Raw genomic sequence first — 16,000 nt, forward strand, 5'->3', positions numbered from 1 at the left:
GCCCCCTCCGCCCCTGCCCTTCCCGTCCCCCGGTGCTCCGCCCCGGATCCCGCCCCTCAAACGCCGGAGGGGCTGATCCCGCACCCTGTCGTACCTGTAGTACCTGAGACGGACCCCGAAGGACCCTCCTCGGAGGTGACGACCGCGGCGCGGCCGCCGCCTACCGTTCTGAACGTGACCGACACCAGCCACCCCGGCCCGGAGTACCGCCTCGTCGCGGACCTGCGGCAGGACATGTTCCGTGACGTCTTCGCCTACCGTCCGCTGCCCCCGATGCGCACGGACGGCCCCCTCACCCGCCGTCTCTCCGGCACCCTGCGCGCGTACGCCTCCTGGACCCCGCACGCGACCGTGGTGGCCGCCGGTCTGATCGCGATGGCGGCGGGCTACACCGCCGCCGACGGCGACGCCGGCTTCGGGCCCCTGCTGTGCGGCCTCCTCGCCCTGCTGCCGGTACTGGCCACGCTGATCCGCCCGGTCGCGGCGTTCTGGTTCTCGATGGCGGCGGCCCCGGTCGTCGCCGTGTTCGGCGGCGCCTCGGGCGACTGGCCGTGGGCCCCGGGCAGTTTCGTCGCCCAGGTGACGGTGATGACCGTCGTGGCGCTGCGCAGCCGCCCCCGCGTCGCCGCGTGGATGTGGCTGCTGACGGCGGCGTTCAGCATGTTCTCGGAGGCCCTGTTCGGCGGCGGCTACTACGGCTCCAACACGTTCCCGCTGCTGTTCGTCTCCGCGCTGGCCCTGCTGGTCGTCACGGTCCGCACCGTCCGCCGTGCGGCGGACGAGGAGGTGACCGCGCACCAGTCGGAGACGGCGCAGGAGCGCTCCCGGCGCACCCTGCTGGAGGAGCGCACGACGATCGCCCGCGAGCTGCACGACGTCGTCGCGCACCACATGTCGGTGGTCGCCATCCAGGCGGAAGCGGCTCCCTACCGGGTGCAGAATCCGCCGCCCGAGCTGGAGCAGGCCTTCGTCACGATCCGCGAGAACGCCGTCGCCGCGCTCACCGAGCTGCGCCGGGTGCTGGGCGTGGTGCGCGCCGAGGACTACGAGGCCCCGGACGCCCCGCAGCCCACGCTCGCCGACCTGGACGCGCTCCTCGCCAATGTGCGGGAGGCGGGCCTGACCGTGGAGAAGGCGGTCACCGGAGCGGTGCGCGAACTGCCGCAGGGGGTCGAGCTGTCGGCGTACCGGATCGTGCAGGAGGCGCTGAGCAACGCCCTGCGGCACGCGCCGGGAGCGTCGGCCCGGGTGGAGATCGGTTACGTCCTCGGCGGGCTCGGCCTGCGGATAGTCAACGGTCCCGCGCCGGTGACGGCGTCGGCGAAGTCCTCGCACGGCGCGGGGCACGGCATCACCGGCATGCGCGAGCGGGTCACGATGCTGGACGGCGAGATGACGGCGGGGGTGACGGACGACGGGGGCTACGAGGTGGCGGTGTTCCTGCCGGTGCCGTCGGCGGAGGAGACGGGATGACACGGGACACGTTCGGCGGGGCCACGAACGGCGGCACGAACGGTGGCACGGAGGCCGGTCCGATCCGGGTGCTGATCGCGGACGACCAGATGATGGTCCGTGAGGGCTTCTCGGTGCTGCTCGGCGCGATGCCGGACATCGAGGTGGTCGGGGAGGCGGTCAACGGCCGCGAGGCGGTGGACCGGGTCCGCGAACTGGCCCCGGACGTCGTCCTGATGGACATCCGCATGCCGGAGATGAACGGCATCGAGGCGACCCGGGAGATCGTCGCCGCGGACGGTACCGCGAAGGTGCTCGTGCTGACGACGTTCGACCTCGACGAGTACGTGTACCAGGCGCTGCGCGCGGGAGCCTCCGGCTTCCTGCTGAAGGACGCCTCGGCCCGGCAACTCGCGGACGGGGTGAGGGTGGTGGCCGCGGGTGAGGCGCTGCTGGCTCCCTCGGTCACCCGGCGGCTGATCACGGAGTTCTCCAAGCTCGCGGACACGCCCCGGATGTCGGCGACGGCGCACGCGGCGTACGGGGACCTGACCGACCGGGAGACGGAGGTGCTGGTGCTGATCGCGCAGGGTCTGTCGAACGCGGAGATCGCCGCGCGGCTCGTCGTGGCGGAGTCGACGATCAAGACCCATGTGAGCCGCATCCTGGTGAAGCTGGGTCTGCGGGACCGTACGCAGGCGGCGGTGTTCGCGTACGAGGCCCGTCTGGTCACCCCGCGCTGATGCCCTCCGGTCCGTTCCCTCCCTGCCCCGCCCCGGGGCACCTCGCCCCGGGTCACCCCTGTTCAGCGGGGGTCTCCTCGGGCTAGCGTCCGGTCATGGCAGCTTTGGAGACGTCCGCCGCGCAGACCCCGGCCCCGGGGGCCTTCGACCCGTGGGACCCGGCGTTCGTGGCGGATCCGTACCCGGCGTACGAGGAACTGCGCGCACGGGGCCGGGTGCACCACTACGAGCCGACGAACCAGTGGCTGGTGCCGCGTCACGCGGACGTGTCGGCGCTGCTGCGCGACCGCAGGCTCGGCCGGACCTACCAGCACCGGTTCACGCACGAGGACTTCGGCCGGACGCCACCGCCGCCGGAGCAGGAGCCGTTCCACGTGCTCAACGACCACGGGATGCTGGACCTGGAGCCCCCGGACCACACCCGGATCCGCCGGCTGGTGTCGAAGGCGTTCACCCCGCGCACGGTGGAGCGGCTGAAGCCGTACGTGGAGGGGCTGGCCGGGGAGCTGGTCGGCCGGCTGGTGGAGGCCGGCGGCGGCGACCTGCTGACCGACGTGGCGGAGCCGCTGCCGGTGGCCGTGATCGCGGAGATGCTGGGCATCCCGGAGTCCGACCGCGCGCCGCTGCGGCCCTGGTCGGCGGACATCTGCGGGATGTACGAGCTGAACCCGTCCGAGGAGGTCGCGGCGCGGGCGGTCCGCGCGTCGGTGGAGTTCACCGAGTATCTGCGCGTGCTGATCGAGGCCCGGCGCAAGGAGCCGGCGGACGACCTGATCTCGGGGTTGATCGCGGCGCACGACGCGGGCGACCGGCTCACCGAGCAGGAGATGATCTCCACCTGCGTCCTGCTGCTGAACGCGGGGCACGAGGCGACGGTCAACTCCACGGTCACCGGCTGGTGGAACCTGTTCCGGCACCCCGCGCAGCTGGCCGATCTGCGGGCGGACCACACGCTGATCCCGTCGGCGGTCGAGGAACTGCTGCGCTACGACACCCCGCTCCAGCTGTTCGAGCGGTGGGTCCTCGACGACATCGAGATCGACGGGACGACGGTGCCGCGGGGCGCGGAGATCGCGATGCTCTTCGGTTCGGCGAACCGTGACGCCGAGGTGTTCGCGTCCCCGGACACGCTGGACCTGTCGCGGGCGGAGAACCCGCACATCTCCTTCAGCGCCGGCATCCACTACTGCATCGGCGCCCCGCTGGCCCGCATCGAGCTGGCCGCGTCCATGAGCGCGCTGCTGACCAGGGCTCCCGGGCTCCGGCTGACCGAGGAGCCGGTCCGCAAGCCGGGCTTCGTGATCCGCGGCCTGGAGGGCCTGAAGGTCGAGGTCTGAGCCGGCCCTGGGCCCGAGGTCCGGACCGGGACCCGAGGTCCGAGTCGCGCCCGAAGAGCGAGGTCCGAGACGGGCCCGTGCCGGCGGCCCGCGCATGGCCGGGGCGCGCCTCACCAGGGCGTGCCTCACCGTGCTCCGCGTGATCACGTCACGTCGTCAGGTCCCTCCGCCGCAGGGCCACCAGACCGGCAGCCGTCAGGACCGCCGCGAGACCGGTGAGGGCGAGGACCGGGGGCCACGCCATGGCGTCGCCCGGCAGCTTCGGGAGGTGGCCGAAGGGGGACAGCTCCAGGACGGCCCGGGGCACGTCCAGGGCGGGGCCGATCCAGCCGAGCAGCAGGGCGAGGCCGGCCGCCGCCCAGGCACCGGGCGCGAGCCGGGGGGAGAGGCCGTACAGGAGGACGGCGAGGCCGCCGAGCGTCCAGACGGCCGGGATCTGGACCAGGCAGGCGCCGAGGACCGGACCGAGCTCCGCTCCGTGGCCGGCGCCGAGACCCAGTCCGCCGAGCAGCATGACGAGGACCGTGCCGCCGAAAGCGGGGACGAGGTGGCCGGCGGCCCAGCGCAGCCGGCCGACCGCCGCCGCGAGCAGGGGTTCGGCGCGCTGCGAGGTCTCCTCGCCGTGCAGCCGGAGCACGGAGGAGACGACGAACAGGGCGGCGACCATGCCCAGCAGGTTCACCATGGTGGCGAGGAAGGCGTCGGTGATGCCGTTCCGGCCGCCCATCCGTTCGATGACGGCGCGGGTCGCGGCGTTGTCGCCGACCAGGTCGGCGGCGCCCCGGGTGATGGCTCCGAAGGCGGCGCCCGCGGCGAGGAAGCCGAGGCTCCAGCCGAGCACGGCCCCGCGTTGCAGGCGCCAGGCCAGGGCTCCGGCCGTGCCGAGGCGGCCGGTCGCGGGGCCGGGACGGGTGGGCAGGAAGCTCATGCCGACGTCACGGCGACCGGCGAGCGCGTAGGCGACGACGCCCTGTGCGGCGACGGCGGCGGCGAACAGCGCGAGCACCCACCACCGCTCGTCCGCGAAGGCGCGGGTGTTCTCCAGCCAGCCGACCGGCGAGATCCACGTCAGCACGGAGGAGCCGTCGTCGCTCGCCGCGTCGCCCGCCGCCCTGAGGACGAACGCGGCGCCGAGCAGCGCGCCGGTCAGGCCCCTGGCGAGCCGGGCGCTCTCGGTGAACTGGGCGACGACGGCCGCCGCGGTCGCGAAGACCATGCCGACCCCGCCGACGGTCAGTCCGAGCGCCAGCGCGCCGGCCCGGCCCTGACCGGAGAGGCCGGCCGCGACGAGCAGCGCGAGGACACCGTTGGCGACCAGTGCCGCGAGCAGCGCCGCGGTCAGCGGGGCGCGCCGCCCGACCATCGCGGCCGAGACGAGTTCCTGCCGTCCGCTCTCCTCCTCGTCGCGGGTGTGACGGACGACGACGATCAGACTCATGACGGCGGCGAGCACACCGGCGAAGCAGCCGACGCGCCAGGCGGTGAGCCCGCCGAGGGAGTCCGCGAACACCGGTCCGTAGGTGGCGCGCAGGGAGCTGTTGGTGAGCATCTGCCGTGCCACGTCGGCCCGTTCGGCCGGGGTGGCGTACACGCTCTTCAGCGAGCCGGGCAGCGAGAGCACCAGCAGGCCGGTCACACCGATCCACACGGGCAGGGTCACGCGGTCGCGGCGCAGCGCGAGCCGCAGCAGCGTGCCGGTGCCGGCCAGCGGACGCGCACCGCCGCCACGGGCGGCGAAGGCTCCGGCGGTCGTCGCGGTCGTCGCGTTCATCGTGCCGCCCCTTCGGACGCGCCCCGGTCCGCGGCCCGTCGGCCCCCGGTCCCGCTCGCGTCCGGGCCTCCGTCCGCTCCCTCGTCCGGTCGGTCGGTCGAGCCGTCGCCCGCTCCGTCGTCCTGGTAGTGCCGCAGGAACAGCTCCTCCAGGGTCGGCGGGGCGGAGGTCAGCGACCGTACGCCGGAGTCGGTGAGTGAGCGCAGCACGGCGTTCAGCCGCTCGGTGTCGACCTGGAGCCGGACCCGGCTGTGGACGCCGTCGGGCAGTGGCCCGGTGTCCTGGACGTCGAGGCCGTGCACTCCGGGCAGCCCCGCCAACGCGACCGGCGGACCGGTGAGTTCGGCCGTGACGCTGGTGCGGGTCAGGTGCCGCAGTTCCGCCAGGGAGCCGCTCTCCACGGTCCTGCCGGCCCGGATGATGCTGACGCGGTCGCAGAGTTCCTCGACCTCGCTGAGGATGTGCGAGGACAGCAGGACGGTGCGGCCCCGGGCGCGCTCCTCCTGGACGCACCGGCGGAAGACCTCCTCCATCAGCGGGTCGAGGCCCGAGGTGGGTTCGTCGAGGAGGAGCACGTCGACGTCGGAGGCGAACGCGGCGACGAGGGCGACCTTCTGGCGGTTGCCCTTCGAGTAGGCGCGGCCCTTCTTGGTGGGGTCCAGTTCGAAGCGCTCGACGAGGTCGGCCCGCCGTGCCGGGTCGAGGCCTCCGCGCCTGCCTCCGTGCAGCCGTCCGTACAGGTCGATGACCTCGCCGCCGGAGAGGTTGCGCCACAGGGTCACGTCGCCCGGGACGTAGGCGACCCGGCGGTGCAGCTCGACCGCTTCGCTCCAGGGGTCCATGCCGAGCATCTGCGCCGCGCCCGAGTCGGCGCGCAGCAGGCCGAGCAGGACCCGGATGGTGGTGGACTTCCCGGCGCCGTTCGGACCGAGGAAGCCGTGCACCTCACCGGCTTCGACGTCCAGGTCGAGCCCCGCCAGCGCGTGTGTCCCGCCGAACGCCTTGTGGAGCCCGGAGACGCTGATTGCCTTCGTCATGTTTCAGAAAGTACGCTTACTTCAGAAATTTGTGAAGTTAAGGAAAGGTGTGAACCCGGATACACTCGGCGGTGACGCGCGAGCAGGGGAGATGATCGACCGATGGCGGAACCGACCACGACGGACCGGGATCCCGAGGCGGTCTCGCAGTTCGTCGAGGGCTTCGCGGCGCAGCTCGTCGAGGCCGGGATGCAGCGGATGCCCGCGCGGGTCTTCGCGGCCCTGCTGGCCTCCGACGCGGGCGCGATGACCTCCGCCGAGCTCGGTGAGCAGCTCCAGGTCAGCCCGGCCGCTGTCTCCGGTGCGGTGCGCTATCTCGCCCAGCAGCACATGGTCTCGCGCGAGCGGGAACCCGGCTCACGCCGCGAGCGCTACCGCGTGCACAGCAACCAGTGGTACGAGGCGCTGACCAACCGGGACGCGGTGCTCAAGCGCTGGGAGCAGGCCCTGCGCTCCGGCGTCGACAGCCTCGGCCCGGCCAGCCCGGCCGGGCGCCGGCTCTCCGAGACCCTCGCGTTCTTCGAGTTCGTCGACGGCGAGATCGCCGCGATGATGGAACGCTGGCGCGCCCACCGCGAGAAGCTCTACGGCGACGCCTGACGCGTCCGGTCCTGCCGGGCGGTCCGCCCGGGGGGCTCCTCAGCGGACCGTGGGCAGCGTCAGCCCCCAGGCGGACTCCCGGACCGTCCACGTCCGGGTCCGCACCGGGCCGCTCACCACGGAGTCCGCGCGGTAGCGGAAGTCGGCGCCGGAGACCGTGACGCGGTGCCCGGTCAGCCGGAGCGGGGCGGCCTCGGCGCCCACGGACACGGGACGGACCTCGATCTCGGCGCCGGTCCCCGACGCCCCGGGAGTCACCGACACGGCCTCCACGGGCTGGTCCAGGTCCACCACGCAGATGCCGTCGACCTCGATCCGCAGCCGGGAGGGGCCGTGGGAGGGGCCGGCGGCCGGCCGGGTGGGGCGGGAGGCGAGCGTGCGGACCAGCGACTGGCAGGTGCGCAGCCAGGGGTGGGCGCCGTGCTCCCCGGCCTCTCCGGGGACCGTGCCCAGCGCGGCGGCCGGCCGGGCGGGCAGGGACGGGATGCGCAGCGCGCCGAGCACCACGCCGTCGCTGTCGTCCACGAGCAGGTCGAGACGGCGCTCGGCGCCGTCGAGAACCGTCCGGGCCGCGGCCACGGCGCCCGTCGGCACCCCGAGTGCCCGGGACAGCGACAGCACGCCGCCCACGGGCACCAGCGCCAGGCCGCACCCGGCCAGCTCCCGCTGCCGGTGGAGCAGGGCCACCGCCCGCAGCAGGGCGCCGTCGTCCCCGATGACGACGGGGCGCCGCGCGCCCCGGCGGATCAGTGCCCGGGCGAATTCCTCGGGTCCCTCCGGAAGGCACACTTTGGTCGCCGCACCCGCGCTGAGCACGTCTTTCGCGATGCGCACGGACTCGCCGTCCGTCCGTCGGGCGACCGGGTCGATGACCACCAGAAGCTGGTCGGAAGCCGCCACCTCGGTCCTGCCTCGCTTCCTCGGGTAGCATCTTGGTGCAAGAGCCCCTTGCGCTATTGCGCCAGGGGCTTCGTCTATTCCGGGGCATCCGGTCCGACGGTCGCGGCCAAAGGTGGTCGCCGGCGTACTCAGCTGTGTCCAGAAGCAGCCGCGTACGTCCCCGACCTTGGACATGCCCCGCCCGGAAGGGGTGTACGCCTGTGCCCGCACTTGTGCTGCTCGGTGCTCAGTGGGGTGACGAAGGCAAGGGAAAGGCCACCGACCTGCTCGGTGGATCCGTGGACTATGTGGTGCGCTACCAGGGCGGCAACAACGCCGGCCATACGGTAGTCGTGGGCGATCAGAAGTACGCCCTCCACCTCCTCCCTTCCGGAATCCTCACGCCGGAGTGCACTCCGGTGATCGGCAACGGAGTCGTCGTCGACCCGTCGGTCCTGTTCTCCGAGCTGAACGGACTGAACGAGCGCGGTGTCGACACATCCAAGCTCCTGATCAGCGGAAACGCTCACATCATCACGCCGTACAACGTCACCGTGGACAAGGTGACGGAACGCTTCCTCGGTAAGCGGAAGATCGGCACCACCGGGCGCGGCATCGGCCCGACCTACGCGGACAAGATCAACCGCGTCGGCATCCGCATCCAGGACCTCTACGACGAGTCGATCCTCATCCAGAAGGTCGAGGCGGCGCTGGAGGTCAAGAACCAGCTGCTCACCAAGCTCTACAACCGGCGCGCCATCGAGGTGAACCAGGTCGTCGAGGAGCTGCTGGCCTACGCGGACCGGCTCCAGCCGTACGTCGCGGACACCGTGCTGGTGCTGAACCAGGCGCTGGAGCAGGACAAGGTCGTGCTCTTCGAGGGCGGCCAGGGCACGCTGCTCGACATCGACCACGGCACGTATCCGTTCGTGACGTCGTCGAACCCGACCGCGGGCGGCGCCTGCACCGGCGCCGGCGTCGGCCCGACCAAGATCAGCCGGGTCATCGGCATCCTCAAGGCGTACACGACCCGGGTCGGCTCGGGCCCGTTCCCGACCGAGCTGTTCGACGCGGACGGCGAGGCGCTGCGCCGCATCGGCGGCGAGCGCGGTGTGACGACCGGCCGCGACCGGCGCTGCGGCTGGTTCGACGCGGTCATCGCCCGCTACGCGACCCGCGTGAACGGCCTGACCGACTTCTTCCTGACCAAGCTGGACGTGCTGACCGGCTGGGAGGAGATCCCGGTCTGCGTGGCGTACGAGATCGACGGCAAGCGCGTCGAGGAACTCCCGTACTCGCAGACCGACTTCCACCACGCGAAGCCGATCTACGAGACGCTCCCCGGCTGGTCCGAGGACATCACCAAGGCGAAGACCTTCGCCGACCTCCCGAAGAACGCCCAGGCGTACGTCCGGGCCCTGGAGGAGATGTCGGGCGCCCCGATCTCCGCGATCGGCGTCGGCCCGGGCCGTGACGAGACGATCGAGATCAACTCGTTCATCTAGTACGGGACATCAGGCGGACCAGCGCCCCCGGCCGGATCTCCGGCCGGGGGCGCTGTCGTGTCCGGGGACGCGGCGGGGGATTGGACACGGCCCGAAGCCGGGGGACGGGGTGACCGCGGGCGGCGTGAACTGACCGTTACTTGACCGGGAGATGGGGTGCTCCTGGTTCCGGAGGGGCCGGTGGGAGACCACGCTCTACGCGTGTAGTCCCGCACGGCTCGCAAACCTCGTCCGGCCTGTACGTCCACCCCTTCGCCCCCTCCCAGGAGTGTTCCCCATGCCCGTCCCTCCCCTGAACCGCCGGGAGTTCGTCAAGAAGTCGGCCGTCACCGGTGCGGCCGTGGCCGTCGCGGGCACGGTCGCGGCGACCCCCGCGCAGGCGGCCCACCGCAAGCCGCCGAAGCCGCCGCGCACCTGGTCGTTCTCGATCCTCGGCACCACCGACCTGCACAGCCACGTCTTCGACTGGGACTACTACACGGACGCGGCCTACCAGGACAGCAAGGGCAACTCGGTCGGTGTCGCCCGCGTCGCGACCCTGGTCAAGCAGCAGCGCGCCGCGAAGGGCGAGGACCGCGTCCTGCTCGTCGACGCCGGCGACATCATCCAGGGCACCTCGCTGGCGTACTACTACGCGCGCGTCGACCCCATCGTCGGCACCGGCGGCAGGCGGGGGCCCAAGCATCCGATGGCGGTCGCGATGAACGCCATGCGGTACGACGCCGCCGCGCTCGGCAACCACGAGTTCAACTACGGCATCGAGACGCTGCGCCGCTTCGAGGAGCAGTGCCACTTCCCGCTGCTCGGCGCCAACGCGCTGGACGCGAAGACCCTGCGGCCGGCGTTCCAGCCGTACACCGTGAAGCGGATCCGGGTGCCCGGCGCCCCGGACATCAAGGTCGGCGTCCTCGGACTGACCAACCCCGGGATCGCCCTGTGGGACAAGGACAACGTCTCCGGGAAGATGGCGTTCACCGGGCTCGTCGAGCAGGCGAAGAAGTACGTGCCGCGGATGCGGGCGCTCGGCTGCGACGTCGTGTTCCTCACCGACCACTCGGGCCTCGACGGCAGTTCGTCGTACGGTGACGAGCTGCCCTACGTGGAGAACGCCTCCAACCTCGTCGCCCAGCAGGTCCCCGGCATCGACGCGATCCTCGTCGGCCACACCCACACGGAGGTCTCCTCCTACAAGGTGACGAACACCGAGACGGGCAAGGACGTCGTCCTCTCCGAGCCGTACTGCTACGGCATGCGGCTGACCGTCTTCGACTTCGAGCTCGAACTCGTCCGCGGGCAGTGGAAGGTGACGAGCACCAAGGCGCAGACCCTCAACAGCAACACCGTCGAGGAGGACGCCGAGATCACCGGGCTCCTGACGGCCGACCACGACCTGGTCGTCAGGTACGTCAACACCCCGGTCGGCACCTGCACCGCCGACCTCTCCGCGGCGGAGGCGTGCTGGAAGGACGTCCCCGTCATGGACTTCATCCACCAGGTCCAGACGGCCGCCGTCGCCACCGGGCTGTCCACGGCCGACGCGGCGCTGCCCCTCATCTCCGTCGCCGCGCCCTTCAGCCGCACCGCCGACATCCCCCGGGGCGACGTCACCATCCGCGACGTGGCGGGGCTCTACATCTACGACAACACCCTGTACGGCAAGAAGCTCACGGGCGCGCAGCTCAAGGACTACCTGGAGTACGCGGCGAAGTACTACCACCAGGTCCCGGCCGGCACGAAGGTCGACACCGCGACCCTCACCAACGCCAACAGCTTCTGGGACTACATGTACGACACGGCGGCGGGCGTCTCGTACGACATCGACATCGCGCAGCCCGAGGGTTCCCGGATCAAGAACCTCACCCACGCGGGCACTCCGGTCGCCGACGACCAGGTGTTCGTCGTCGCCGTGAACAACTACCGGGCCAACGGCGGCAGCGGCTACCCGCACATCGCGGCCGCCGACATCGCCTACAGCTCCACCAACGAGATCCGCCAGCTGATGATCGACTACGTGACGGCCAAGGGCTCCCTGGACCCGGCGGACTTCGCCGCCGCCAACTGGCGACTGACCCAGAACGGCACCCCGGTCTTCTGACCACCCGTCCGCCCCCCCGCACTCCGTCGCCGCCACCCTCCTCCTCCCCGGAGGGTGGCGGCGGCGGTGAGGTTTCGCGTGTCCCGTCGTGTCCCGACGCGTCCGCGCAGGACCGCCGGGTGAGTGTGGGGGCGGGGCCCGGTGCGGGCCCGGACGCGCCGGAGGACCGCACCAGGAAGCCCCGGTCAGCTGAAGATGATCATCGAGCCCTGGGCGAGACTGCGGGTCGCCGCCGCGTGGAGGCCCAGCCAGACGTGCCGCTCGCGGGCGAAGGGGCTGGCGTCGTAGGGAGCGGGGGCGGCCGGCTCCTCCAGCTCGGTGGGAGCGCTGGGGGGCTGCGGCGGGGCCGGCGGGTTCGCCGGGTCGATGCCGATGACGGGGGCCACGAACTCCAGCTCGCGCAGCAGGGCGTGGGAGGAGCCCAGGGGGCCGCCGCCCGCGAGGAGTTCGTCGTTGGCCAGCGGATGCGGGAAGTCGACCGGGACGTAGGCGCCCGCGTGGTCGTAGTGCCAGACCAGATGGGACTGCTGGGCGTTCGTCTCGAACATCTCCAGCAACTGCTCGTAGTCGCCGCCCAGTTCGTCGACCGGGGTGACGGCGAGCCCGCACATCTGGAGGAGGTAGGCGCGCCGCAGGAAGTGCAGCGCGTCGTAGTCGAATCCGGCGACCGGGGCGACGTCACCGGAGAGGCCGGGCATGTACGCGTACACCGGGACGGGTGGGAGTCCGGCCTCGGCGAGCACCTTGTCGTAGAGCGCGAGTTCCTCGGCGAAGGGGTTGTCGGGGGTGTGGCACAGCACGTCGACGAGCGGGACCAACCACAGGTCACAGGCCAACAGACGGCTCCTCTTGCTCCTTGGTGTGCACGGTGGTCAGGGCAGCGTAGTGCGCGTGGCGGTCCTGTGAAGGGGGCCGTACGCAAGTCCGTACCCGGCGGACCCGTGGGTTCATTCCGCGTCGAGGTGTTCGACGAGGCCGAGCGCGTGCTCGTTGTACGCCGTCACGATCGCCCGCGCCGTCCCGGGGTCGCGGCGGGCGAGGGCGTCCACGAGTTCCGTGTGGGCCGACCACAGGTGGCCCTTGAGGTCCGCGACGTGGCGAAGGTGCTGGACCGTGCAGACCCAGGACTGGACCCGCAGCCGGTGCAGGAAGTCACCGAGGTAGGGGTTGCCGTAGAGGCTGCTGAGCTCGCGCCAGAACCGCAGGTCGTACCCGATGAGGATGTTCAGGTCACCGGCCGAGGCCGCGCGCTGGGCCTCCTCGCCGCGGCGCCGGACGCCGGCGAGCAGGGCGACCGCGCGCGGATCGTCGAACTGCCGCAGGCCGCCGGCCACCAGGGCCTGGAACATGCCCTCCGTGACCAGGCCGCGCGCCTCGATCATGCCGCGGTAGTCGGCGGCCGAGTACTCGTGGACGCGGAAGCCGCGGTGCTGGTCGGCGTCCAGCAGGCCCTGGGCCGACAGATCGACCAGGGCCTCGCGGACAGGGGTGGCGGAGACGCCGTACTGCTCGGCGATCTCCTTGACCGTGAACTCCTGGCCCGGCTGGAGCCGGCCCCCGAGCACCTCGTCGCGGAGCGCGTCCGCGATCTGCTGGCGCAGGGTGCTGCGGGTAACGCCGCCCGCGCGGCCGGTGCCGGCCATGGTGGTGGTCTCACTCCCCGTCGCGTGTCTCCCCGAGCAGGACACCATACGCGGTGGGACGCGGCGGGCCCTCCCCCGCCGCCGTGGCGGAGCGGGGCACCATGCGACCGGCCCCCGCCGCCCGTCCCCCCCTTGTCCCCGGGGAGGACGGGGGTGGGCCGGGGGCGGCGGGGGCGGGGACCGCTACGGCCTCAGACCGTGTGCTCGTCCGCGACCGACAGGGCCTCGTCCAGCACCGCGAGCCCTTCCTTGGCCTCGGCCTCGGTGACGTTGCACGGCGGCACGACGTGCGTGCGGTTCATGTTGATGAAGGGCCACAGACCCCGGGCCTTGGCCGCCGCGCCGAACGCGGCCATCGGCGCGTTCGCCTCGCCCGCCGCGTTGTACGGGACCAGCGGCTCGCGGGTCTCGCGGCTCTTCACCAGCTCCAGCGCCCAGAAGACGCCCGTGCCGCGCACGTCGCCGATGCTCGGGTGGCGTTCCGCCAGCTCGCGCAGGCCCGGTCCGATGACGGTCTCGCCGATGGCGGCGGCCTGGTCGACGATGCCCTCCTCCTCCATGACGTTGATCGTCGCGACGGCGGCGGCGCAGGCCAGCGGGTGCCCCGAGTAGGTGAGGCCGCCGGGGTAGGGCCGCTTGGCGAAGGTCTCGGCGATCTCGGCGGAGATCGCCACGCCGCCCAGCGGGACGTAGCCGGAGTTCACTCCCTTGGCGAAGGTCATCAGGTCCGGCGTCACGTCGAAGTGGTCGGCGGCGAACCACTTGCCGGTGCGCCCGAACCCGGCCATGACCTCGTCCAGGATGAAGACGATCCCGTAGCGGTCGCAGATCTCCCGCACCCCGGCGAGGTAGCCGGCGGGCGGCGTCATGATGCCCGCCGTGCCCGGGATCGTCTCCAGGATGAGGGCCGCTATGGTCCCCGGGCCCTCGAAGGCGATCGTGTCCTCGAGGTGCGTCAGGGCGCGCTCGCACTCCTGGCGCTCGCTGTCCGAGTGGAAGGGGCTGCGGTACAGGAACGGCGCCCAGAAGCGCACGACACCGGCGGCGCCGTTGTCGTTCGCCCAGCGCCGGGGGTCGCCGGTGAGGTTGATCGCGGTGGAGGTGGCGCCGTGGTACGAGCGGTAGGCGGAGAGCACCTTCGGGCGGCCGGTGTGCAGCCGGGCCATCCGGGTGGCGTTCTCGACGGCCTCCGCGCCACCGTTGGTGAAGAAGATCTTGTCCAGGTCGCCGGGGGTCCGCTCGGCGATCAGCCGGGCGGCCTCCGAGCGGGCCTCGACGGCGAAGGCGGGCGCGAACGTGGACAGGGTCGCGGCCTGTTCCTGGATCGCGGCGACGACCTTCGGGTGCTGGTAGCCGATGTTGGTGAAGACGAGCCCGCTGGTGAAGTCCAGATACCGCTTGCCTTCGTAGTCCCAGAAGTACGACCCCTCGGCGCCTGCGACGGCGAGCGGGTCGATGAGCTCCTGCGCTGACCAGGAGTGGAACACGTGCGCGCGGTCCGCGGCCTTCACTGCGGCGCCGGCCTGGGGGTTGGGCTGAGGGGTCATGCGCGCAGCGTAAATGTCCACGGACCGGACGCGATATCGGCGTCCTGTCTGTGGACGGGGCCTTTCCGCGACAGTCTGTCGGGCTTCGCGGCCGCCCCCGGGGCGCGTCCGGCCGACCCGCTCCACCCCATTGACAACATCCTGTCGAATTGACAGCATGCTCACATAGGCTTCCGCCCGCCGAGGAGGAGTGACCGACATGAACGCCACCACGGACACCGGCACCGCACCCCGCAAGCCCGTCCACCTCGCCGTGTACGACACGTTCGCCGACTGGGAGACGGGCCACGCGACCGCGCACCTCGCCCGCGCAGGCCACCCGGTCCGCACCGTCGGCCCCGGCCGCGAACCCGTCACCACCATGGGCGGCCTGCGCGTCCTGCCGGATCTCGCGCTCGACGAGCTGCGCCCCGAGGACAGCGCGCTGCTCGTCCTCACCGGCGCCTCCCTCTGGGACACCTCGGGCGACCTGGCCCCCTTCGCCCGCACCGCCCGCGCGTTCCTCGACGCCGGGGTGCCCGTCGCGGCGATCTGCGGAGCGACCGCCGGCCTCGCGCGCGAGGGCCTGCTCGACGACCGGGCGCACACCAGCGCGGTCTCCTTCTACCTGGCCGCCACGGGCTACGCGGGCGGCGAGAGGTACGTCGACGCGGACGCCGTCACCGACGGGCTCCTGATCACCGCCGGACCCACCGAACCCGTCGCCTTCGCCCGCGAGGTCCTCGGCCTCCTCGGGGTCTACGAGGGAGAGGTCCTGGACGCCTGGTACCGGCTGTTCCACGACTCCGACGCCGCGGCCTACGCCGTGCTGGAGAAGGCGGGCCGGTGAGCCGGCGGCGCCAGGACCTGTTCAGCCGCAGCGCCCTCGCGGTGTTCCGGCTCAACGGGCAGTACCTCTCCGTGGCCGAGGACCTGGCCCGGCCGGCCGGCATCACCGCCGCCTGGTGGCAGGTCCTCGGCGCCGTCCTCGGCGAACCCCTGCCGGTCTCCGGGATCGCCCGCGTCATGGGCATCACCCGGCAGAGCGTGCAGCGCGTCGCGGACCTGCTCGTCGACAAGGGCCTCGCCGCGTACCGGCCCAACCCGGCCCACCGTCGCGCCAAGCTCCTCGCTCCCACCGAGCAGGGCCGCGCGGCCGTCGCCACGATCGGCCCCGGTCACGCCGCCTACGCCGACCGGATCGCCGAGGCGCTCGGCCCCGAAGCGCTCGCCGAGACCGTCCGGGTCCTGGAGCGCCTCTCCGTCGTCCTCGACGGGCTCGCCGCGGAGGACCTCGCGGAACCCGCGCCTCCTGTTACCGAACCGGCACGATCCGTGACGGAACCGTAGACGGGGCCGGCCCGCGGGCCCGGGAGGCCGCACTATCCTCGGGCTGTTGCACACACACGGGG

14 protein-coding genes are annotated in these 16,000 nt (G+C 72.4%); 8 read left to right on the top strand and 6 right to left on the bottom strand.

What is annotated here, in order from left to right:
* Window positions 1-234 precede the first annotated feature (234 nt).
* From B0675_RS10135 to B0675_RS10145, 3 genes are all read left to right on the top strand, one after another.
* Entirely contained in the window at window positions 235-1,473 is a 1,239-nt protein-coding gene (locus B0675_RS10135) for a histidine kinase (protein ID WP_081221701.1), read from the top strand.
* Between the two features lie 68 nt (window positions 1,474-1,541).
* Entirely contained in the window at window positions 1,542-2,195 is a 654-nt protein-coding gene (locus B0675_RS10140) for a response regulator transcription factor (protein WP_081221702.1), read from the top strand.
* A gap of 95 nt (window positions 2,196-2,290) precedes the next feature.
* Window positions 2,291-3,532, top strand: a complete 1,242-nt coding sequence (locus B0675_RS10145; RefSeq protein ID WP_081218488.1) for a cytochrome P450 — start codon at window positions 2,291-2,293, stop codon at window positions 3,530-3,532.
* Between the two features lie 148 nt (window positions 3,533-3,680).
* Here B0675_RS10145 and B0675_RS10150 read toward each other — a convergent pair whose 3' ends face one another.
* Together B0675_RS10150 and B0675_RS10155 are read right to left on the bottom strand one after the other, a co-directional pair.
* Window positions 3,681-5,303, bottom strand: a complete 1,623-nt coding sequence (locus tag B0675_RS10150; RefSeq protein WP_081218489.1) for an ABC transporter permease — start codon at window positions 5,301-5,303, stop codon at window positions 3,681-3,683.
* Window positions 5,300-6,340 carry an ABC transporter ATP-binding protein gene (locus B0675_RS10155; RefSeq protein ID WP_081218490.1) on the bottom strand — a complete coding sequence of 347 codons (1,041 nt, stop codon included), beginning with the start codon at window positions 6,338-6,340 and terminating at the stop codon, window positions 5,300-5,302. Before B0675_RS10155 ends, B0675_RS10150 begins: the two co-directional genes overlap by 4 nt.
* 102 nt (window positions 6,341-6,442) lie before the next feature.
* Here B0675_RS10155 and B0675_RS10160 point away from each other — a divergent pair, with 102 nt between their 5' ends.
* Entirely contained in the window at window positions 6,443-6,940 is a 498-nt protein-coding gene (locus B0675_RS10160) for a MarR family transcriptional regulator (RefSeq protein ID WP_081218491.1), read from the top strand.
* A gap of 39 nt (window positions 6,941-6,979) precedes the next feature.
* Here the strand turns inward: B0675_RS10160 and B0675_RS10165 are convergent, their stop codons facing one another.
* Window positions 6,980-7,840 carry a diacylglycerol kinase family protein gene (locus tag B0675_RS10165; protein WP_107482598.1) on the bottom strand — a complete coding sequence of 287 codons (861 nt, stop codon included), beginning with the start codon at window positions 7,838-7,840 and terminating at the stop codon, window positions 6,980-6,982.
* Window positions 7,841-8,040: 200 nt separating this feature from the next.
* Here B0675_RS10165 and B0675_RS10170 point away from each other — a divergent pair, with 200 nt between their 5' ends.
* Window positions 8,041-9,324: an adenylosuccinate synthase gene (locus B0675_RS10170; RefSeq protein WP_081218493.1), complete on the top strand. Its 1,284-nt coding sequence runs from the start codon at window positions 8,041-8,043 to the stop codon at window positions 9,322-9,324.
* 277 nt (window positions 9,325-9,601) lie between these two features.
* Window positions 9,602-11,419 (top strand): 5'-nucleotidase C-terminal domain-containing protein, encoded by a 1,818-nt coding sequence (locus tag B0675_RS10175; protein ID WP_081218494.1) that lies wholly within the window; start codon window positions 9,602-9,604, stop codon window positions 11,417-11,419.
* Between the two features lie 185 nt (window positions 11,420-11,604).
* Here the strand turns inward: B0675_RS10175 and B0675_RS10180 are convergent, their stop codons facing one another.
* The 3 genes from B0675_RS10180 to B0675_RS10190 form a co-directional block, all read right to left on the bottom strand.
* Window positions 11,605-12,255, bottom strand: a complete 651-nt coding sequence (locus tag B0675_RS10180; protein WP_081218495.1) for a hypothetical protein — start codon at window positions 12,253-12,255, stop codon at window positions 11,605-11,607.
* A gap of 111 nt (window positions 12,256-12,366) precedes the next feature.
* Window positions 12,367-13,062 carry a GntR family transcriptional regulator gene (locus B0675_RS10185; protein WP_081218496.1) on the bottom strand — a complete coding sequence of 232 codons (696 nt, stop codon included), beginning with the start codon at window positions 13,060-13,062 and terminating at the stop codon, window positions 12,367-12,369.
* Between the two features lie 191 nt (window positions 13,063-13,253).
* On the bottom strand, window positions 13,254-14,609 hold the full coding sequence (locus B0675_RS10190) for an aspartate aminotransferase family protein (protein WP_081218497.1): 1,356 nt from the start codon (window positions 14,607-14,609) through the stop codon (window positions 13,254-13,256).
* 199 nt (window positions 14,610-14,808) lie between these two features.
* On the opposite strand from B0675_RS10190, the gene B0675_RS10195 reads away from it, so the two are divergent.
* Together B0675_RS10195 and B0675_RS10200 are read left to right on the top strand one after the other, a co-directional pair.
* Window positions 14,809-15,438: a DJ-1/PfpI family protein gene (locus B0675_RS10195; RefSeq protein WP_081221703.1), complete on the top strand. Its 630-nt coding sequence runs from the start codon at window positions 14,809-14,811 to the stop codon at window positions 15,436-15,438.
* Window positions 15,435-15,938, top strand: coding sequence for a MarR family winged helix-turn-helix transcriptional regulator (locus B0675_RS10200; protein WP_081218498.1), 504 nt, complete (start codon window positions 15,435-15,437; stop codon window positions 15,936-15,938). The genes B0675_RS10195 and B0675_RS10200 overlap by 4 nt, the downstream gene beginning before the upstream one ends.
* Window positions 15,939-16,000: the final 62 nt, after the last annotated feature.

Source organism: Streptomyces sp. M41(2017) (assembly GCF_002078175.1).
GTDB lineage: Bacteria > Actinomycetota > Actinomycetes > Streptomycetales > Streptomycetaceae > Streptomyces.